Origin of the sequence: Chitinimonas sp. BJYL2, from assembly GCF_027257935.1 — a bacterium.
In the GTDB taxonomy this organism is placed as follows: domain Bacteria; phylum Pseudomonadota; class Gammaproteobacteria; order Burkholderiales; family Chitinimonadaceae; genus Chitinimonas.
Genome location: NZ_JANZKW010000001.1, coordinates 195,508 through 214,867, shown reverse-complemented (window position 1 = coordinate 214,867; position 19,360 = coordinate 195,508). Strand labels below are relative to the sequence as shown.

General features: G+C 61.8%; 17 protein-coding genes. 8 read left to right on the top strand and 9 right to left on the bottom strand.

Features of this window, described 5'->3' with window-relative positions:
- Window positions 1-28: 28 nt before the first annotated feature.
- Together O9X62_RS01015 and htpG are read right to left on the bottom strand one after the other, a co-directional pair.
- Window positions 29-766 (bottom strand): ABC transporter substrate-binding protein, encoded by a 738-nt coding sequence (locus O9X62_RS01015; protein ID WP_269530914.1) that lies wholly within the window; start codon window positions 764-766, stop codon window positions 29-31.
- Window positions 767-997: 231 nt separating this feature from the next.
- Window positions 998-2,887, bottom strand: a complete 1,890-nt coding sequence (gene htpG, locus O9X62_RS01010; RefSeq protein WP_269530913.1) for a molecular chaperone HtpG — start codon at window positions 2,885-2,887, stop codon at window positions 998-1,000.
- A gap of 220 nt (window positions 2,888-3,107) precedes the next feature.
- Between htpG and O9X62_RS01005 the strand changes: the two genes are divergently transcribed.
- Together O9X62_RS01005 and O9X62_RS01000 are read left to right on the top strand one after the other, a co-directional pair.
- Complete coding sequence (locus O9X62_RS01005) at window positions 3,108-3,881, top strand: ParA family protein (protein ID WP_269530912.1); 774 nt, start codon at window positions 3,108-3,110, stop codon at window positions 3,879-3,881.
- Window positions 3,882-3,947: 66 nt separating this feature from the next.
- Window positions 3,948-4,874 carry a response regulator gene (locus O9X62_RS01000; RefSeq protein WP_269530911.1) on the top strand — a complete coding sequence of 309 codons (927 nt, stop codon included), beginning with the start codon at window positions 3,948-3,950 and terminating at the stop codon, window positions 4,872-4,874.
- Here the strand turns inward: O9X62_RS01000 and O9X62_RS00995 are convergent.
- The gene (locus O9X62_RS00995; RefSeq protein ID WP_269530910.1) at window positions 4,808-7,147 is read right to left on the bottom strand and encodes a DNA internalization-related competence protein ComEC/Rec2; all 2,340 of its coding nucleotides are present in this window, start codon (window positions 7,145-7,147) and stop codon (window positions 4,808-4,810) included. The two genes, O9X62_RS01000 and O9X62_RS00995, sit on opposite strands and share 67 nt — an antisense overlap.
- 20 nt (window positions 7,148-7,167) lie before the next feature.
- On the opposite strand from O9X62_RS00995, the gene O9X62_RS00990 reads away from it, so the two are divergent.
- The 5 genes from O9X62_RS00990 to O9X62_RS00970 all read left to right on the top strand — a co-directional run bounded on the left by O9X62_RS00990 (window position 7,168) and on the right by O9X62_RS00970 (window position 11,280).
- The gene (locus O9X62_RS00990) at window positions 7,168-7,926 is read left to right on the top strand and encodes a class I SAM-dependent methyltransferase (protein ID WP_269530909.1); all 759 of its coding nucleotides are present in this window, start codon (window positions 7,168-7,170) and stop codon (window positions 7,924-7,926) included.
- Between the two features lie 218 nt (window positions 7,927-8,144).
- Window positions 8,145-9,545 (top strand): L-serine ammonia-lyase, encoded by a 1,401-nt coding sequence (locus tag O9X62_RS00985; protein ID WP_269530908.1) that lies wholly within the window; start codon window positions 8,145-8,147, stop codon window positions 9,543-9,545.
- A gap of 369 nt (window positions 9,546-9,914) precedes the next feature.
- Window positions 9,915-10,277 carry a hypothetical protein gene (locus O9X62_RS00980; protein WP_269530907.1) on the top strand — a complete coding sequence of 121 codons (363 nt, stop codon included), beginning with the start codon at window positions 9,915-9,917 and terminating at the stop codon, window positions 10,275-10,277.
- A gap of 37 nt (window positions 10,278-10,314) precedes the next feature.
- Window positions 10,315-10,758 (top strand): D-aminoacyl-tRNA deacylase, encoded by a 444-nt coding sequence (gene dtd, locus O9X62_RS00975; protein ID WP_374708378.1) that lies wholly within the window; start codon window positions 10,315-10,317, stop codon window positions 10,756-10,758.
- A gap of 36 nt (window positions 10,759-10,794) precedes the next feature.
- Window positions 10,795-11,280: a nuclear transport factor 2 family protein gene (locus O9X62_RS00970; protein ID WP_269530905.1), complete on the top strand. Its 486-nt coding sequence runs from the start codon at window positions 10,795-10,797 to the stop codon at window positions 11,278-11,280.
- 136 nt (window positions 11,281-11,416) lie between these two features.
- On the opposite strand, the gene O9X62_RS00965 is transcribed toward O9X62_RS00970, so the two are convergent.
- The 4 genes from O9X62_RS00965 to O9X62_RS00950 form a co-directional block, all read right to left on the bottom strand.
- Window positions 11,417-11,833 carry a hypothetical protein gene (locus O9X62_RS00965; RefSeq protein WP_269530904.1) on the bottom strand — a complete coding sequence of 139 codons (417 nt, stop codon included), beginning with the start codon at window positions 11,831-11,833 and terminating at the stop codon, window positions 11,417-11,419.
- Between the two features lie 49 nt (window positions 11,834-11,882).
- The gene (locus tag O9X62_RS00960) at window positions 11,883-13,547 is read right to left on the bottom strand and encodes an MAC/perforin domain-containing protein (RefSeq protein WP_269530903.1); all 1,665 of its coding nucleotides are present in this window, start codon (window positions 13,545-13,547) and stop codon (window positions 11,883-11,885) included.
- A 115-nt stretch (window positions 13,548-13,662) separates the two neighbouring features.
- Window positions 13,663-14,421 (bottom strand): hypothetical protein, encoded by a 759-nt coding sequence (locus tag O9X62_RS00955; protein WP_269530902.1) that lies wholly within the window; start codon window positions 14,419-14,421, stop codon window positions 13,663-13,665.
- Between the two features lie 15 nt (window positions 14,422-14,436).
- Window positions 14,437-14,772 (bottom strand): hypothetical protein, encoded by a 336-nt coding sequence (locus O9X62_RS00950; RefSeq protein WP_269530901.1) that lies wholly within the window; start codon window positions 14,770-14,772, stop codon window positions 14,437-14,439.
- Window positions 14,773-14,991: 219 nt separating this feature from the next.
- On the opposite strand from O9X62_RS00950, the gene O9X62_RS00945 reads away from it, so the two are divergent.
- On the top strand, window positions 14,992-16,527 hold the full coding sequence (locus O9X62_RS00945) for a sigma-54 dependent transcriptional regulator (protein WP_269530900.1): 1,536 nt from the start codon (window positions 14,992-14,994) through the stop codon (window positions 16,525-16,527).
- 3 nt (window positions 16,528-16,530) lie between these two features.
- On the opposite strand, the gene O9X62_RS00940 is transcribed toward O9X62_RS00945, so the two are convergent.
- Both O9X62_RS00940 and O9X62_RS00935 read right to left on the bottom strand, forming a co-directional pair.
- On the bottom strand, window positions 16,531-17,094 hold the full coding sequence (locus tag O9X62_RS00940) for a hypothetical protein (RefSeq protein ID WP_269530899.1): 564 nt from the start codon (window positions 17,092-17,094) through the stop codon (window positions 16,531-16,533).
- Window positions 17,078-19,237, bottom strand: coding sequence for a protein kinase (locus O9X62_RS00935; protein ID WP_269530898.1), 2,160 nt, complete (start codon window positions 19,235-19,237; stop codon window positions 17,078-17,080). The genes O9X62_RS00940 and O9X62_RS00935 overlap by 17 nt, the downstream gene beginning before the upstream one ends.
- Window positions 19,238-19,360 lie beyond the last annotated feature (123 nt).

Genomic DNA, 19,360 nt, shown 5'->3' with positions numbered 1-19,360 from the left:
GATAAGGCACTGGGCTACTCACTGATGTCTATTCACTGATGTCGTAGAACTTCATCAACGAGCGATAACCCGGGTTGGCCTTGGCCTTGGCCAGTGCCTGGGTAAACTGCTGCACCACGCTATCGGGCGTGGTCAGGCTGAATGCCAGATAGCCTTCCCCGGCCAGCTCGGGGATTTCATAAATCTTTTCGGCCTGATGGAAATCCAGACCCAGCCGCTTGGCCGTGTGTTTCAGCATGATCGGGTCCTCCAGCAGGATATCGATACGCCCACCGAAGAACTTGCGGATGTTCACCTCATCATTCGGGGCGATGTCCACACTCATCTGCAAGCCATGGTCGATCAGGTAGCGCCAGCGACCACCATCGCGCAGCACGCCTACCGAGTAGCGGGCAAAGTCCTCCGGCTTGCTGACCGAGATGTGCTTGCGCGACTTGAGGCGATAGGCGTGAATCTTGTACTTCACGACCTTGCCCACCCAACGGTATTGGCCCTCGGTCATTTTGTTCCGGTACACGGTAAAGAACAGGGTGTTCGGCCGGTTGCGCTTGGTGGCCTGCACGCGTGGCCAAGGCATGATCTGGATACGGCTTTTGACACCGGCTTCCTTGAGCACCAGACGCACCAGCTCTGCCACGAAGCCGGATGCTTCGCCATCGGCCCCTTGGTACTGATAACTCGCCTGCTCGGATGCGTAGACTTCGATCTCCTTGGCCTGGCTGAAGGTGGCAAGCAGCAAGCACAGCAAGGGAAGGCATCGCAACACGATCAGGTTCTCTGCAAGGGGTGGGGGTAGAGCGCCCGGAGTGCCTATGCCACGACAGCACAAGACAGCGGCCAGGACCAGCCATTCAGCATAGTAAGCCGACAGCAAAACCCAAACGCATGCGACGTGAGGTGCATACGCTGCCCGGTTGGCTTCACCTCGCGATGAAACCGGAAAACAAAACGCCCGACCAATTGGCCGGGCGTTACAGGATGCGGTCCGGTTCGGGACTTAAGCGGCGATTGCCAGCATCAGGGTATTGAGACGCTTAACAAATCCCGCCGGATCCTCCAGCGTGCCGCCTTCGGCCAGCAGGGCTTGGTCGAACAGGATGTGGCTCCAGTCGTCAAAGCGCTCGCCGCCCACTTCGGCCTTGAGCTTGCCCACCAGCACGTGGTCCGGGTTGATTTCCAGAATCGGCTTGCTGCCACCGACATTCTGGCCAATCGACTTCAGCAGGCGCTCCATATTGCCGCTCATGGCGTGCTCGTCAGCCACCAGACAAGCCGGGCTGTCGGTCAGGCGGTGGGTCACGCGCACTTCCTTGACCTTGTCACCGAGGCTGGCCTGTACCTTGTCGATCAGTTCCTTGAACGCATCGGCCTTGGCTTCCTGTTCCTTCTTCTCGGCCTCGTCTTCGAGCGCGCCGAGATCCAGGCCACCCTTGGCGACCGAGGCCAGCGGCTTGCCGTCGAACTCGGTGAGGCTGGAGACAAACCATTCATCCACGCGGTCGCTCAGCAGCAACACTTCGATACCCTTCTTGCGGAAGATTTCGAGGTGCGGGCTGTTCTTGGCAGCAGCAAACGAGTCGGCTGTCACGTAGTAGATCTTGTCCTGGCCTTCCTTCATGCGGGCGATGTAGTCGGCCAGCGAGACAGTCTGATCGCTGGTATCCGCTGCCGTGGTCGCAAAGCGCAGCAGGCCGGCGATGCGATCCTTGTTGGCGTGGTCTTCGCCCACGCCTTCCTTGAGCACCTTGCCGAACTCGCCCCAGAACACGGTGTAGTCGTCCTTGCGGTTCTCGGCGATGTCCTCAAGCAGGCTCAGTACCTTCTTCACGCAGCCGGCTTTGATCGCGTCGATATCCTTGCTGTGCTGGAGGATCTCACGGCTCACGTTCAGCGGCAGGTCGTTGCTGTCGATCACGCCGCGCACAAAACGCAGGTATTGCGGCAGCAGTTTTTCGGCGTCTTCCATGATGAACACGCGGCGCACGAACAGCTTCACGCCGTGGCGGCGCTCACGGTCGTAAAGATCAAACGGTGCACGCTTGGGCACGTAGAGCAGCTCGGTGTATTCCTGCCGGCCTTCGACACGCGCATGGCTCCAGGCCAGTGGCTCTTCCCAGTCGTGGCTCACATGCTTGTAGAAGGCCTTGTATTCGTCTTCCGAAATATCGTTCTTGCTGCGCGCCCACAAGGCGTTCGCCTTGTTCACGGTTTCGAGTTCGTCCGAGACGATGACTTCGCCGTTCTCGCCGTAGCTGTTGCCCTTTTTCATGCGGATGGGCAGGGTGATGTGGTCGGAGTACTTCTTGATGATGGACTTGATGCGCCAGTCATCCAGGAACTCGTCCTCACCCTCCTTCAGATGCAGCACGATCTCGGTGCCGCGGCCGGCCTTTTCCACGTCTTCCAGCGTGTACTCGCCAGCGCCTTCGCTTTCCCAGCGGGTAGCGGTGGTTTCACCGGCGCGGCGGGTGGTCAGGCTGACGCGGTCTGCCACGATGAAGGCCGAGTAAAAGCCGACTCCGAACTGGCCGATCAGGTTGGCATCCTTCTTCGCATCACCACTCAGTTGCTCGAAGAAAGCCTTGGTGCCGGAGCGGGCAATCGTACCGATATTGTTGATCACCTCGTCACGGGTCATACCGATGCCGTTGTCGCTGATGGTGACGGTGCGTGCGTCCTTATCGAAGCTGACATCGATATGCAGGCTGCCATCGCCCTCGAACAGGCTGTCGTTATTGAGCGACTCGAATTTGAGCTTGTCGCAGGCGTCGCTGGCATTGCTGACCAGTTCGCGCAGGAAGATTTCCTTGTTGGAATACAAGGAATGGATCATCAGTTGCAGCAGTTGTTTGGTTTCGGCTTGGAAGCCCAGGGTTTGCTTGCTCATGCGGTTCACCTTGCTATGAACAGGGTTGAAGAAGGGACATGCCGCTAGATGTGGCCTGCATGGCGGTTTTCAAGACCCTGCCCGCGACAGGGGCATGATGGCCATGCACCAAAATCCGACACTGAATCGTGTCCGCCGCGACACTGCGTCCCCATGCACCAATGCTGTGCTGCAACATGCTGATAGAATCCAAGCAAATCAATCACTTCGGGGCAGCCGCATGAAGCGCGTCATCTTCAATCAGAAGGGTGGGGTGGGCAAATCCACTATCGCCGTGAACCTCGCCGCCATTGCGGCCCACGCAGGCAAGAAGACCCTGCTGATCGACATGGACCCGCAGTGCAATTCGAGCCGCTATCTGCTTGGCGATGCGGCCAAGGAAGTGGACCCCACGCTGGCCGAATTTTTTGAGCAGACGCTGAATTTCAGCCTGTTCTCCAAGTCGGGCAATGCCTTCATCCACCCGACCCGCTTTGACAACCTGTTCCTGATTCCCTCGCACCCCGAGATCGGCGAGCTGCAGGCCAAGCTCGAATCGCGGCACAAGATCTACAAGCTGCGAGATCTGCTCAACGAGCTGGCCAAGGAATATGACGAGATCATTCTCGATACCCCGCCGGCCTATAACTTCTTCACTCAATCGGCACTGATCGCTGCCGATAGCTGCCTGATCCCGTTCGATTGCGACGACTTCTCGCGCCAAGCGCTGTACAGCCTCATGAACAACGTGGAAGAAATTCGCGCTGATCACAACGGTGATCTGGCGATTGAAGGCATTGTCGTCAACCAGTTCCAGCCGCGTGCCAGCCTGCCGGTGCGCATGGTGGGCGAGCTGATTGCCGAGGGACTGCCGGTGCTGGACAGCAAGCTCTCCAGCTCGGTGAAGATCCGCGAGTCGCATGAGCGCGGCCTGCCGATGATCCATCTGGATGCGCGCCACAAACTGAGCCAGGAGTTCACGGCGCTGTACGCCGAGTTGCAATCGAAGTCCTAGTCGCCAGCCGGTTGGCTGCCGGCTGTCTACAATCCCTGCATACGATCAAGAATCCGGGAGCGGGAGATGGCAGCTTTGCCCGGCGTGCAACCCACGCTGCTGCTCGTTGACGACGAGCCATTCAATCTGGAAATCCTGTCCGAGTACCTCGGTGCTGCCGGCTATGCCGTGGAGCTGGCCGAGGACGGCGAAGCCGCGTGGACCTGGCTGACCAAGGCTGGCGACCGTTTTGATGCGGTACTGCTGGATCGCCTGATGCCGGGTCTCGATGGCATGGGCCTGCTGCGGCGCATGAAGGCGCATCCGCAGTTATCCAGCCTGCCGGTGATCATGCAGACCGCCGAAGGCTCGCCCGGCGCGGTGCGCGAGGGCATGGAGGCGGGCGCCTATTACTACCTGACCAAGCCGTTCCAGCAGGATATCTTGCTGGCGATTGTGGCTGCTGCGGTGGCGCAGCACCGCGCGCGTCGGGCCGTCAAACAGGCTGCCGCGCAGCCGCTGGATGGCTTGCAGTTGCTCGACGAAGCGCATTTCTCGCTGGCCACGCTGGATGAAGCTCAGCGCCTTGCTGCGCTGATCGGCCGGCTCAGCGGTAACCCCGAGAGGGTGGCGCTGGGCCTGACCGAGCTGATCGTCAATGCCATCGAGCATGGCAATCTGGGCATGGGTTACAACGACAAAAAGCAGCTGATGCAGGCCGGCCGTTGGCGCGACACGATCGAGGCGATGCAGCGCGAACCCGCCTATGTGAACAAGCGTGTTCGTGTCACAACCCGGCGCAGTGGTGCCAATCTGGCCGTCGAAGTCGTGGACGAGGGCAGCGGTTTCGATTGGCAGCACTATCTGAACTTTGACCCCGAACGGGCCTACGACCCGAATGGCCGGGGGATTTCGATGGCGCGCGCAATGAGCTTTGATGCGCTGGATTACTTCTCCCCCGGCAATCGTGTGGTGGCGACAATGCGATTGGCGCCCAGCAACACATCCCAATAGTGTGGCTCCTCGGCGCGCCAGCGCCGGGCTTGCCAGCCATCCAGACCCACATCCACGATCACTGCGCCATCACGGTCGCTGCGCCACACGGTGGCGTTGGCTGCTTCATAGCGTGCGATCACCTCGGCACGAGGATGGCGGAAGTGGTTGCGATAGCCGGCTGTGGCAATCGCCAGCGTGGGCGCTACGGCGGCCACAAACTCGGGCGATGAGGACGAGGCGGAGCCGTGGTGGGGTATTACCAGCACATCGGCCTTGAGCGGGCTGCCTTCGGCGAGCAGTGAGGCTTCCTCGTGTCGTCCGATATCCGCTGGTAACAGCAGACTGCCGCCAGGACCATCCACCCGCAGCACGCAGCTGCGTGCGTTGTCCTTGGCCTTGGCATCCACCCTGGCACCGGGGTGCAGAAAGCTAAAGCGTATGCCGTCCCATTCCCAGCGTTGTCCGGCCTGGCAGGCGGTGACCGGCGGGGCTTGCGTGATCGGCTGATCGGGTCGGGCCCGTGGCGATACGCCGATGATCCGGTCTACCTGTACAGCCGCAAGCACATCGGCTGCGGCACCGGCGTGGTCGTCATCGTCATGGCTGAGCACCAGCATATCGAGCTGGCGAACACCCAGGCTGCGCAAGGCCGGCGGCACCACGCGCGCACCGGCACCGGGCGCGCCGGTATCGAACAGCAGGCGGTGGTGGGCGGTTTCCACCAGCACGGACAGGCCTTGGCCGACATCGAATACGGTAGCGCGATAGCTGCCCTGTGTGCGGCTGCTGGTGGCGGGCCACAGCAGCGGCAAAAGCAGACACACGCCCAGCAACTTGCCGGGCACGGCGCGTGGCAGCAGCAGAAGGGCAGTCGCCAGCAAGGCGGGCAGCAGTGCCCATAGGGGCGGTGCAGCTTGCGTCCAGACCCAGCCGGCCTGTGCCAGCGGACCGATCAGCGCCAGTGTTGCAGCGATCAGGGCGTGGGAGAGTGTCAGCAGGCAGCCGGTCGGGTCCAGAACGCCGGCCAGCGCCAGCGGCGTGGCCAGACTGCCGATCACTGGAATCGCAACCGCATTGGCCAGCGGCGACACGAGCGGAAACTGCTGGAACAGTACCGCCAGCAAGGGCAGGGAGCCCAGACTCGCCGCCCACTGCGCCACGCCCCATTCACCGAGCTTGGCGCGCCAGTTCTCGGTCTGGAATCGCGCCGCCGATGCGGCCCACAACATGGCACCTACAGTCAGATAAGACAGCCAGAAGCCTGCCGAGCGTACCGCCCAAGGGTCCAGCAACACGGTGCATGCGAGTGCCAGCAGCCAGATCGTGCTGGCAGCCAATGATCGACCCGACAGCATGGCGAGCCCGGCAATGGCCACCATGAAACAGGTCCGCTGAGTGGGCACGGAAAATCCCGCCAGCAGGCTGTAAGCCAGGGCTGCTGCGATCCCCGCCAGTATTGCCACCTTGCGCCGTGGCAAGCGCAGCAGACAATGCGTGGAGCGCCCCCACAGCCAGCCGGCCAGACTGCCGACCAATGCGGCTACCAGCGTGACATGCAGGCCCGAGATCGATACCAGATGGGTGATGCCGGTATCGCGGAACAGCTGCCATTGCGCCTGGCCGATACCGGCTTGTTCACCCACGACCAGCGCAACGATGATCTCGGTGTAAGGCCGCGCGCCTAGCTGGCTGTGCACGCGCTGCGCCAGTGCAGCGCGGCTGGCGTGCAGCAGGTTGATCGGCGTGGCGACAAAGGCGTCGAGCAGTTGGCGATCCTGCTTGGCTACGCTGCCGGTCGCGCCGATGCCCTCACCGAGCAGCCAGCCCGCGTAATCACCACTACCGGGATTGGCGCTGCCGTGCGGCCGTTTGAGCCGCACCTTGAGCTGCCAGCGCTGGCCCGGCTGCCAGTCTGCTGCGGGCTTGGCGTAATCGGTCAGGGTGATTTTGTCGGGCACGCCGGCGGGTGCCTGTTCCACGGCAAAACGGATACGCGGGCCGTAGCGGCTGGGTTGGGGCAGGCCGAGTACCGTGCCGGTGATGCTCAGCGTTTGCTGTTCCAGCTCGGGTGCCAGCCATTGCTGCAAGCGGCTTTCTGCACGCCAGCCGGCATAGCTGAAGCCCAGCAGGCCCGCGAGCAGCGGGACGATCCACCATCGCCAGTCCGCTTGCCAGCATACCAAGGCCAGCAATCCCGCTACCGCCAGCAGGCATGGCCACAGCACCGGCAGGCTGGCTTGCATCTGCAAGCAGCCGACGGCGAGGACGAATGCGATAATCGCTGCCTGCATGTTTACCTCTGGATGAGTCTGTGACAGTTCCGCTGCATTGCCCCGACGTCGCCTTGCGCCCGCATGCCTTGCTGCTGGCCGAGCGCTACGGTTTTGCGCTGCTGGATGCGTTGCCGCTACAGGGCCATGCTTTGCAGCTGGCTGAAGACGGTCTGGCGCTGCTCACACTGGGTCCCGCCGCCCCCGGCCCGGTCCGTGTGGACTTTGCGTCGGGCGCGGCAGAGTGGCGGCGCAAGCACGGCGGTGGTCGCGGCCAGGCCATTGCCCGCGCCTGCGGACTCAAGGGTGGGGCGACACCTCGCGTGCTTGATGCCACCGCCGGCCTGGGCAAGGATGGCTTTGCCCTGGCCTCGCTGGGTTGCGAGATCGATCTGATCGAACGCTCACCGATTGCCGCGGCACTGCTGGAGGATGGCCTGCTACGCGCTGCCGCGCATCCCGAAGTCGCCACAATCGCAGCGAAATTGCACCTGCATCGCGGCGTGGCCACCGGCTTGATGGCGAACTGGCAGGGTGAGCAGCCCGATGTGATCTATCTCGATCCGATGTTTCCGGACACCAAACGCAAGAGCGCGCTGTCCAAGAAAGAGATGCAGGCGTTTCAGGCGGTGGTGGGGGCCGACGAGGATGCCGATGCCTTGTTGGCACCTGCGCGCGCACTGGCCCGTGCCAAGGTCGTCGTCAAACGACCGCGCCATGCGCCGCTATTGGCAGGCTTGAAGCCCGCCTATGCACTGGAAGGCGATAGCGTGCGTTTCGATGTGTATCTGCCGGCCTGAATCTTGGCACCAGGGTGCAATGAGCGCAGCGCATTGCACGTGGCGTGTCGGTGGGTGCCTGGTGCAATGTGCTGCGCTTATCGCACCCTACGCGGTGGTACCGAAGGGGCGAGGTGTAGTCGGTGACTACGCTGCTACACTTCGGGGCGCGGCGATCCCGCCACCCCACCGCTATCCCATAATCGAGCCGCTACAAGCGGCCAGAGGAGCCCAAGCTCATGGCAATCAGTGTTTTCGATCTGTTCAAGATCGGTATCGGTCCATCCAGTTCGCACACCGTCGGCCCCATGCGTGCAGCGCGCACCTTTGCGGCGCGGCTGGAGCGCGATGGCCTGTTGCATCAGGTACATAGCCTTCGTGCCGAGATGTATGGCTCGCTCGGCGCAACCGGCAAGGGGCACGGTAGCGATGTCGCCGTGATGCTGGGCTTGCTGGGCGAAGAACCCCAGCTGGTCGATACCGATGCCGTGCCCGGGCTGATTGCGTGCATCCGCGACACGCAGCGCCTGAGCCTGCTGGGCCAGCACGAGATCGCGTTTGTCGAAGCCGAGCACCTGATACTGCACAAGCGCAAATCGCTGCCTTATCACCCCAATGGCATGATCTTCGCGGCTTACGCGGCCGATGGCAGCGAGCTGTCCAAGCGCGCCTACTACTCGGTCGGTGGTGGTTTTGTGGTGGACGAGGCGGCGGTGGAAGGGGGTTTTCAGCCGCCCACCGCCGAAGTGCTGACGCATCCATTCAGCAGCGGTGCCGAGTTGCTGGCCCTGTGCGAGCGCCATGGCAAATCGATCAGCCAGCTGATGCTGGAAAACGAGCTGGCCTGGCGCAGCGAGGCCGAGGTGCGCGAGAAACTGCTGGCGATCTGGCAGGTCATGCAGGCTTGCGTAGCGCGAGGCATCCGTACCGAAGGCATCCTGCCCGGCGGCATGAAGGTCAAGCGCCGCGCGCCGGATATCCACCGCCAGCTCGCCGGCCACCCCGAAGCCGCCTTGCGCGATCCGCTCACGGTGCTCGATTGGGTGAACCTGTATGCCCTGGCCGTGAATGAAGAAAACGCCGGCGGCGGCAGGGTGGTGACGGCACCCACCAATGGCGCGGCCGGGATCATCCCGGCAGTGCTGCATTACTACGTCAAGTTCGTGCCAGGCGCGAACGAGGACGGCATCGTGCGCTTTCTGCTCACGGCCGGGGCGATCGGTATCCTGTTCAAGACCAATGCCAGCATCTCGGGGGCTGAAGTGGGCTGCCAGGGCGAAGTCGGCTCGGCTTGTTCGATGGCAGCTGGCGCGCTGGCCGAGGTGATGGGCGGCACGCCCGGCCAGGCCGAGAACGCGGCCGAGATCGGCATGGAACACAATCTGGGGCTGACTTGCGACCCGGTAGGCGGGCTGGTACAGGTACCGTGCATCGAGCGCAATGCCATGGCCAGCATCAAGGCCATCAACGCCGCGCGCATGGCACTGCGGGGTGACGGCAATCACTTTGTTTCGCTGGATCGTGTGATCAAGACCATGCGTGACACGGGGCGCGACATGCACGCCAAGTACAAGGAAACCGCGCGCGGCGGGCTGGCGATCAATGTGATCGAGGTCCCGGTCAACATTGTCGAGTGCTGAGCGCCCATGCGTAACGCTTGAGATTCGTGGTTCGAATAGTTCGGAGCACCCACTCGGGAAACCCGTGCGCTAAACGGCGGTTGATGATCAAGCAGCGGCGCTTTTGATTTAGTCTACCCCCCGCCAGCCCTGCATGAACCAGGTTCCAGGCGCGAAGCGCCAAGAACTCTGGGCATCGCCGCGACGGAGTCCAAGTTGCACGGTCTTGGCGGGAGCCTCGCTGATGCTCGGGGCGATAGTGGCCCTGCCGCGGACTATCGCGCCTGGATGCATTTCATCCCACAGCCGCTGCAATGCATCTTCACCTGCTCCCCTTGCGATAACGCGGATGCGATCCTGCAATCGTCATTCATCAAGGGGAGCCACACCATGTCACACACCATGACCATCGACGACGACGCTGCTGATCAATCGCTGAAGAATCTCGCCCTGATCAACTATGTACTGTTGGGCATATCACTGTTCACCGCACTGCCTACCGGCCTGATCGCCGTGATCATTGCCCACGTGAAGCGCGGCGAAGCCAGCGGCTGGATGCGCAGCCATTACGATTATCTGATCACCACATTCTGGACGGCCATTCTGTGTGCGGTGATTGCGGTGGGCCTGTGCATCACCATCATCGGCATCCCCGCGGCCATTCTGCTGGTGGCGGGTGCCTGGGTGTGGACCCTGTATCGCGTGATCAAGGGCGCCATCCACCTCGGTGACGGGCGTTATATCGAGAAATAAGCGCTATCGAAAAGTGAAAGGGTTGTGATTGCGAGTCTTGCTGCAACGCGTATCGGAAGCAGCTGTCCGGGTGGATGGCCGCGTGGTGGGGGAAATCGGCGCCGGCCTGCTCTTGCTGGTGGGTGCCGAGGCCGAGGACGGCGAGGCGGATATCCGCTGGCTGGCACAAAAGATCGCCAAGCTGCGGGTGTTCAACGATGACGCCGGGGTGATGAACCGTTCGGTCTGCGATGTGGGTGGCGGTGTGTTGGCGGTGAGTCAGTTCACGCTGTTTGCCAGCCTCAAGAAAGGCAACCGCCCGAGCTGGAGCCGCGCCGCGCCGGGTGCCGTATCGCAACCGCTGTTCGATGCCTTTGTGGCCGCCATGTCGCACGAGATCGGCAAGCCGGTGCCGACCGGTGTTTTTGGTGCCGACATGCAGGTCCACCTCGTCAACGATGGCCCGATCACCGTATGGCTGGACTCCAAAGCCCCTGAATGAAACTGCCGTTTACCCGGTCAAACCCAAGGAATCACCATGTCTAATTTGCGTACCTTCAGTATTGCCATCGCCCTGGCTGCCAGCGGCCTGAGCGGCTGTGCCATCGTCATTGCAGCCGACGGCCACTCGGTCAACCAGGCGCGTTCACCCAGCGTGAATGAAGCGGTCGATAACCTGCTGGGTGCCTACTCCGCCAACGATGCCGACAAGGTCGTCGGCATGCTCGATCGCGGTGGTTTTGTGCTGTTCGGCAACGACGTTGCGGCCAAGGTCAGTAGCGAGGCCGGCGTGCGCCAGCTGATGTCGCAGGACTTCGCACTCTGGAAAAAAGCTGCCGTCGGCCCGGTGCAGGACCTGGACATCCGCCAGAAGGGTGAGCTGGCCACGGCCTACTTCCATGTGCCTGTCACTGCCGAAGGCAAGCCCACGGCCATGGTGCGCTTTGCCACCACCTGGCGTCGGGTTGATGGCAAATGGCGCCTGACCCAGAGCGCCAACACGGTGCCGACTGCCCTGCGCTGATGTTTCCAGCCAGGCGGCCAACCAGCCCACGAGGCAGCGCAGCGACGGCTTGGCTTTTCCGCAGTTTGTATACTGACTCCGGGGGAGTAAGTAGGAAGGGCAGCCCTAGGGCTGCCCTCCGCCTATGGCTAAGGGCCTACTGCTGGTGCTTTGCTGCGTTGACAAACTGCGTGGGTGTGATATTGGACAGCACACAGTGGTACGCATTGTCTGGGGTCTTGTCCTTCACGATGGTGACGTACTTGTTCTGCTTGCGCAGATCATCCAGCGTGGTCACGCAGGCATGGTTATTTGGCAGTGGTTCGCGTAGCTGCGCCCACGTGACCTTCTTGTCGTCGCTGCAGCTGACGCTGAGATTGCTCATGTCTTCTTTGGGGCCTGCACTGGGCATGGAACCGGCACCGACAGTGGCAGCGGCACAAGGGGAGCCCCCGTTATAGCCGCGCACGATCTTGGTGATGCCAGCCGTGACGGTATTGTTGCCTGCCCAAGCGCTAATGCCGGCCAGGCTGAGAAGGACGAGGGCGAAACGTGTGTTGAGACGCGTGTTCATGATGGACTCCTGAAAGTTGGATAAAGGCTTGGGTGCAGTTAGGTGTGGCTTACAGCAGTTGCCCGAGCAGCTCCGCATTGGCGGATGCGACGTATTCGCGCATGTCGAGCACCGTGTATTCCTTGGTGATGGCGCTCAGGGCGAATTCGTCGATCAGGCTGTGGCACTGGTCGGCCAAGGCCTGGGGTAGGAAACGAGTGATCGGGCGTAGCTTGCGATTCTCGATCACCGCCCAGAAACGCACTCTGGCAACGCTGCCCACCCAGGCAGCCAGCCCGCCATCAGCCATGCCTTTGGCCGTGCTACCACCGACGATGCGAATAGCCTGTTGGCGCAATTGCTGGATAGTGGTGTTGTTCTCGAACTGCTCTGAGCGGTTGCCATAGCCAACGTCGCCGGTGAAACGACCCTTGTCGGTCTGTACATCGGCTGCCAAAGAGAAACTGAATGCGCGCAGCAACTGCTCCTGTTGCTCCTGCGATTCGCTGCTGACTTGCAGGCTGCGTGTCCAGCGTCCACCAAGCACCACTTCGCACGGGAAGAAGTATCCGAAGCGATCGAATACATCGCGGTGCAAGGCGCGGTATTGAGCGGCTCGGTCCGGCTTCCCGCTTAGCGCTTTCTGAACTGCTTGAATCAAGGCCGGCGATGCGGTCAGGTCAGCATCCTGGTCCAGGAACAGCACTACCTTGGGCACGCTCAGTTCGTCGAGCAGGTGGATGGTGGTGATCTCGTTGCGTCGCAGCGTTTCCAGTTCCTGGCGGAACTGGCTGGCCAGGCCGAAGCCTTCGTAGCCGCCCGAAGCATTTGCCACGTGTACGGTACGCTCGCGCAGCTCATGCAATATCCGGCTGGCTGTAGCTGACGTCGTCCACTCCGCGGCCGAAGCACTTCCGCCTGCATGCACGTTGTCACCTGTGGGTTCATAGCTCACCGGCGCCATCGGTGAGCGCTCGGCCCATGCCAACCGGGCCTCCTGTGTACCGAAACGCAGGCCGCGATTCAGGTACAGCGCGGTGAAGACCGCTTTGACCTGCTTGAGCGACAGCAGACTGAAGGCGCTGGGTTCCTCTACTTCAGCGTCTCCGATGGTCTGCATAAGATTGTCCAGCATGTCCGGCGGTGTCCCGCCAGACTCCAGACCCCAGGTAATGGTGCTAGGGTCTGTGTCCGGCAAGTTCGGCTTGACCGGGTCGCGAGGTGTCTTTGGTTCCTTCTCAACCGGGGGGGTGATGGATTTAGCCGTACCGACAACCAGGGTGCCGCCGGCCTCGGCCAGGTCGGCAATGCGCCAGCTACCTTCCTCGCCAATCTCGATGACGCTGCCGTCTTCGCCGCTGAAGGTATCGTCTGCGCTGATCCAGCTACCGAGCTGAGTGCGCAAGTCGGCCAAGGTAAGGTCAGGCTTGAGCTTGAGCATGCGCCTCTTCTGGTCGCTGGCGCGCAGCAGGGTGTAGGCCTGCTCCGTCACGACAACCGACTTGGCGCGCGGCTGGATGTGGATGACGTTGCTGTCACCCATGATCTCCTTCGCTGTGGTCTCCGCCTCCGCACTGACGTCCAGATTGTGGCCACCAAAGCGGAAATATTCATCCGCTTCCAGCTTGGCCTGCCGCTGTAGCTCCTTGCGCAGATCAGCCAGCTTTGCGTCTTCTGGTATCCGCAAGGCGAGGCCGCGCTGCTCGTCGCCTTCAAAAACAATCGTGATCAACATGAGAATCTCCTTGCCGTTGCCACCCGTCTCGCCGGCCTGGTTTAGGCAAGCCGGGGGCCATGGCTGCCAGCGCGTGCGTTGGCAGCCCAGACCAAGTACGGATGGGGGCGGCGGTTTAGTTGGGCTCGAGCACAAAGAAGTGGACTTGCATCAAGCCGATACGCTGGCTGACTGGGTCGTCTTCGATCTGGACCTCGATGCGTTCGAACTGCTGTTCGGCAGCACCATCAGCCCAGATCACCCCGGCGCGCACGGCCGTTCCTACGCCGGCCGTCGCTTGCAGGGTCGCGACACCTCCATCGTCAAGCGCGTCAGCGGCATGCCATATCCTGGCCGCCGGCAGTGGCGGGCGACGCGCAAAGCGTGGGTTCTGCGCATTGAAGACGCCGCTGGAGATCGGCTCCATGAACTGCCGTACCGCCCAGCTCGAGATATCGCAGGACCACAGCGGCAGCAGCTGCTGCACATCGCGAGAGGCATTGATTTTGTCGGCCAGCCGGTCGACCGTTATCAGATGCTGATCTGCCTGAAATCGCCGTAGCGTGCTCGTGCGAAAGCCCTTCGCATCGGGTTCATCCACCGCATAGAGCCGGTCGGCGACTGGACCGGCGCCGGTGCTGACCCGATAACCAAACCCCACGTCCGCGCGACTTTTGACCTGGATCGAGAGTGCGGCACCGGGCGAGACGATGACAGCCTGTGGGAAGATGCGATCCGGAGCGAAGTTGAAGCGTGCCTGTGTCAACATCTGCAAGGTGGCATCCTTGTTGCGCTGCTGGCCTTCGCTGTCTGCAACATTGAGGCCGAAGCGCACATGCAGATTGTCGCGGTCGCTGAGCCAATCTACCGGATCGCCAGAAATCAACTGTTTCATGATTAGCCCCTTGTCTCAGCGGTTAATGCTGTAGATCAGCGTAGTGCCTGTGACTGTGTACGTGGCGGTCTGGCCATTAGGTGCATACCGCACGGTCGGGCCCTCCTTGGTGACACCGGCATGGGCATGCACGACGGGGTGGATTTCCTCGCCCACTTCGGCGCCGCGGCCGTTGAACTGGAGTGTGGCTACGTCGATGCTGCGAACTTGGTTGATCGGATAACCGCCGGAGTCGCCAGCTTTGTGGCCATCACGGTTGCTGACTTTGAAGTCCATGACAAAGCCGGCGTTATTTACACAGGCGATATGTTGGACGTGCAGTGCGGTTTGGCCGGATTCAGCGGGATTCATGGTGATACCTCCTGGTTGGGTTTAAGTACTTGAGACGGCTAAAGCTGCTTGTCAGCGCTGCCGTACGTACCTCATCTCAAGTTCTGTGCCAGGATGAAAATGGTCGAGATTGGCTGTTTTTTGTGCGTTTTTGCCGATATTTATGTAAGGAATCTGTCAATTTGACATGTAAAGCGCTTGCCCTTACGCGGCCTGCGCTCACCAACAAGGCCTAGCCGCATGCACGACAACGACACCACACAAACTTCGCCGATCAGCAGGTTGTTTGAGCAGGGGCCGCCGGCCTTGGGGCTGACAGTGCTATGGCACCCCGAGATGAACCGGATTGGTGAACAGTTGATCGGCCCGTGCGGGCCGGGCGAGCTGAGCCTGCAACGCTACGCGCCGCTTTTCTATGCACCTGGGGCTGCAGAGGGTTTGCCGCTGGGCTGGCAGACCATTGCCCGCGCTGGCTTGCGGATACGGCGGGAGGAGGACGACAGCCTGTGGCTTTGTCCGCCGGACAGCCGTATGGCGATTGAGCTGGATGGATTGCCAGTATTGGCGCCAATGCATGTGCCAGCAGCACGCATCGAAGCCGGAGCAGTGCTGGGCCTTGGGGGTGCCGTGCTGCTATGCCTGCACTGGCTGCGCCAGTTGCCGCGTGCTAACCCTTTGCCGGGCTTGTTGGGTGTCAGTGCCGGCATGCAGCGGATACGTGATCAGGTCCTGCAGGTCGGCCCTACGGACCTAACAGTTTTGCTGCTGGGGGAAACGGGGAGTGGCAAGGAACGCGTGGCGCAAGCACTGCACGCCGCCAGTGCACGTGCTGCTTTGCCGCTGGTGGCGGTAAATATGGCGACGTTGAGCGAATCGCTGGCGGCTGCCGAGTTGTTTGGCGCCAGTCGTGGTGCCTACACCGGCGCCCAGCAGGCACGGCGCGGCTACTTTGCCGAAGCAGGCGATGGCACGCTGTTTCTTGATGAGATCGGTGATGCGCCGGCCAGCGTGCAGCCCATGCTGCTGCGCGTGCTGGAAAACGGCGAGTACCGTCCGTTGGGCAGTAGCAAGGTCGAAACCAGCCAAGCGCGCCTGATCGCCGCCACCGATCGTGATCTTCAGGCAACGGGCTTCAATCAGCCGCTGTTGCGACGCCTGGAGGCATTTGTGATCCGCATTCAACCCTTGCGGCAGCGGCGTGAGGATATTGGGCTACTGATTCGGCAGGTATTGCTGGCCAGCGAAGCAACGCTGGTCATGCCCTTACCTTTGCTGACCGCGCTATGCAGGTATGACTGGCCTGGCAATGTTCGTCAGCTTCAGCATGTGGTGGGCCGCGCGCTGCAATTGCTGGCCGCCGAGGATGCAGCCGGCCTTGCGGCTTTGCTGCGCGAGCTGTGCAACGCTGCTACCTCACCAGATGTTGTGACCGCGACGCCGCGGCCGGAGCGAGTCGTGCCGTCTGCTTTGCACGAACAGACATTGATCGGCGCGCTACGCCGAAATCGCTGGCGCATCCAGCAGGCGGCCAGCGATCTCGGCATTTCGCGTCCCTCTCTTTATGCGCTGATTGCGGCCAGCAATGCGATCTGCAAGCCGGATCAGCTCGATGAGATGAAACTACGCGCAGCCTTTGAAGCCAGCGGTCAGACGCTGGATGCCTGTGCCGACCATTTGCAGGCACCCCGTGAGGCACTGCGCCGGCGCCTGAACCAGTTTGGCTTGCTGAAGCAGGGTGTCGGCGCGAGTGGTGGCCGGCTTGATGGCGATCAGTAGAACTTAGTTGGGCTGGGTGCCATTGCCGACTTCACTTTCGGGGTCGAAGCGGAACGTGCGCTCAAGCGTACCCTGTTCGGAGCTGATCCGGACGGTAAGGAACACCGAAAGCTCCCAGCGTCCTGGGGCGACGCCCACATAAAGCACGTCCTTCGCTAGCAGCACGTAGCGCCGGTAGCCGTCCTTGTCGACTTCTTCATGCAGCTGCCAGAAATCCGGCGTGACGACGCGCACAGATCCTTGGCCCACAAAAGGGGAAGGCGGGGCGAATTGACGGCCATGCTGCTGGTTGCTGTCGATCACATGCGGAGTAGTCACGACGCAGCACTGTACGATCTCGAAGCGGAAAGCCCCGAAGGTCTTGAGCTTGCCACCAGCGGTAATCAGCACGTCAATGGGCTCGGTCGGATCAAGCAGCACACTGCCCGCGGCACGGCCGGTAACCTGATAGATATCGCGGTGGTGTTCGGACTCCATGCGCCAAGTCAGTTGCTGGGTGTTCTGTTCCAGATCAAAGGAAACAGCAATCGCGGCACGGTCGGTCTTTTTTTCATGAGTGTTGGTCACGGGGCAAGGTCCTCCTCAGGATCAGTTGTGGATAGCGCGCGTCGCGCCGCAAAGCCATCAGGTCGGGTTCGGACTCGACCAGATTGACTGGATAGCCCAGCAGGAGCGCTTGCCGCAAAGACTTTAGCGCCTGTGAGCGCTGGTGGAGTAGTTCATAGGCCATGCACAGGCGGAACTGCAAGTCTGGGTTACGTGTCCTGCCGGCTGGCAAGCGCGCCAATAGCGCCAGAGCTTGCGGGGCGTCGCCGAGCCGCGCCGCATATAGGGCTGCGCGTGAGAGGTAGGTCGGATCGTCCGGAGCGCGCGCCAGCAAGGGGGCCATCAGTTGCAGCGCGCGTTGGTAAGCGGCGCGCGAGCGCGGCTCCCGGCCAGGAAGCCAGCGCAGTGCATCGGCCAGGTTCGCCCATTTCAGATAGTCGTTCGGGCTGCCCTTGCTGGCCGATACCGCGTGCTCGAAGGCTTCGGCCGCGGCGAGATAGTCCCCTTGGCTGAACAGCACCGTGCCCAGGTTGGAATACAGCACCCCGGCGGGGCGAATCCGCAGGCCCTGTTGCAGCACCTGTAGCGCCTCGTCGGGTCGATTCAGCCGCAGTAACGTGGCGTTGAGATTGGCATACGCAAACACGGCATCGGCTTCCAGGACAATGCTTCGGCGAAAGGTGGCTTCAGCTTCCTGGTAACGCGCTTGCTTGTAATACAGGCTGCCTAGTAGATCGACCAACAACCGCTCCCGTGGGTGGCGTTGCATGGCCGACTTGATGCTTGCCTCGGCTTCACTGAAGCGCGATTGCTGCATCAGCGTGCGCGGACGGCCATTGAGCGCATACAGGTTGCTCGGATCAAGGCGCAAGGCACGGTCATAAGCCAGCAAGGCCAAATCCAGCTTGCCCTGGTACTCAAGTACCCAAGCCTTCGCCGCGTGCGCGAGTGCCAGCTGGTCGTCCTCATGCAGCGCCTGCTTGGCGCTTGCTTCGGCGAGACGCAGCCAGGCCTCGTCGCGCCCGTCGTTGGTGTAGCGCAGTGCATAGCTCAACGCGAGCAATGCAGCTGCAGCAGCGTGGCGCGGTTGATGAGCCAGTACTTGCTGGAAATCTTGGGTAGCCGAAGCCAGCGCACCGTCGCGATCAAAGTGACGTAACCACGCTTCGCCCCGTTGTAGGCGTACTTGATCAGATTGTTGTTGTGGCTCTAATGCGGTGGCAGGTGCAGGTGGCGTTGGCCGCCATGCCATGGCCAGACTGAGGGTGAGCAAGAGGGCCACACCGCCCCAAAGATGGAAGGTTCGCCTAGGCGCCGGTACGGAGTTGGGTCTCTCGGTATCTTGGGCGGCATGGCGCTGTAGTTTGCGGGCTACCTCCGCCATGCTGGCCTGCCGTGCGCTGGGTACTGGCGCAAGCATGGCTTGGATCAGGGCCTGCAGGTCTGGAGCGAGGTTTTTAGGCAGCGGTGGCGGCGTGCTGGCCTGCAGCCTTGCCGTGGCGAGCGCAATCCCTTGCAGCTCGGCATAGGGGCGAGCACCGTTTAACAGCTCATATAGCACCAGGCCAAGCGCATAGATATCGGAAGCCGGGCTGGGCGGCTGGCCACGCAATAGCTCGGGTGCCATATAAGCAAGCGTACCGCTAGGCTCGGTCACACCGCCTGTATGCGTGGCCAGCGGGTCTGTTTGCTGTGCCAGCCCGAAGTCGAGTATGCGCAGCTGGTCGTCATCGGTCAGCATCAGATTGGCGGGCTTGAGATCGCCATGCACCAGACCGGCTTGATGCGCCGTAGCCAGCGCGCTGGCGGCCTGAGCCACCAGGCTGATTGCGCGCCAAGCAGGTAGGGCACCGTGCTGCAGCAGGCTGGTCAAAGTCTGGCCTTGCACGCGCTCCATCACCAACCAAGTGCGCGAGTCCTGTGTCAGTACTGTATGGATCCGTACAAAGGCAGGGTGAGACAAGCTGGCACCCAGGCGGGCCTCGCTGAGCAGATTCGCGTCAAGCTCGCTAAGTGCAGGCTTCAGGCGCTTGATGGCGACATGGCGATGCAGCTGTTGGTCCCAGGCGGAAAAAACCTCGCCAGTTCCGCCTTCGCCTAGTTTGTCACCTAGCTGGTAATGCAGGATTTGCGCTGGCAACCCGGCTGCGGGATGCGGGCTCATAGGAGGCTTTCCTAGCGTAGCACCGATTGTGCGGCAGCAATTGTAGCCATCGGCCAAGGTGCTCAGGGCGCATTGGTACTGTCGTTGTGGCGCGACGAATGAGATGGACAACGCCAAACTCGA

Coding starts and splice junctions, on each gene's coding strand:
- O9X62_RS00935 (WP_269530898.1), bottom strand. CDS start 19,237: ATGAGCCCGCATCCCGCAGCCGGGTTGCCAGCGCAAATCCTGCATTAC.
- htpG (WP_269530913.1), bottom strand. CDS start 2,887: ATGAGCAAGCAAACCCTGGGCTTCCAAGCCGAAACCAAACAACTGCTG.
- O9X62_RS00960 (WP_269530903.1), bottom strand. CDS start 13,547: ATGTTGATCACGATTGTTTTTGAAGGCGACGAGCAGCGCGGCCTCGCC.
- O9X62_RS01005 (WP_269530912.1), top strand. CDS start 3,108: ATGAAGCGCGTCATCTTCAATCAGAAGGGTGGGGTGGGCAAATCCACT.
- O9X62_RS00950 (WP_269530901.1), bottom strand. CDS start 14,772: ATGAATCCCGCTGAATCCGGCCAAACCGCACTGCACGTCCAACATATC.
- O9X62_RS00955 (WP_269530902.1), bottom strand. CDS start 14,421: ATGAAACAGTTGATTTCTGGCGATCCGGTAGATTGGCTCAGCGACCGC.
- O9X62_RS00985 (WP_269530908.1), top strand. CDS start 8,145: ATGGCAATCAGTGTTTTCGATCTGTTCAAGATCGGTATCGGTCCATCC.
- O9X62_RS00980 (WP_269530907.1), top strand. CDS start 9,915: ATGTCACACACCATGACCATCGACGACGACGCTGCTGATCAATCGCTG.
- O9X62_RS00970 (WP_269530905.1), top strand. CDS start 10,795: ATGTCTAATTTGCGTACCTTCAGTATTGCCATCGCCCTGGCTGCCAGC.
- O9X62_RS00995 (WP_269530910.1), bottom strand. CDS start 7,147: ATGCAGGCAGCGATTATCGCATTCGTCCTCGCCGTCGGCTGCTTGCAG.
- O9X62_RS01000 (WP_269530911.1), top strand. CDS start 3,948: ATGGCAGCTTTGCCCGGCGTGCAACCCACGCTGCTGCTCGTTGACGAC.
- O9X62_RS00945 (WP_269530900.1), top strand. CDS start 14,992: ATGCACGACAACGACACCACACAAACTTCGCCGATCAGCAGGTTGTTT.
- O9X62_RS00965 (WP_269530904.1), bottom strand. CDS start 11,833: ATGAACACGCGTCTCAACACACGTTTCGCCCTCGTCCTTCTCAGCCTG.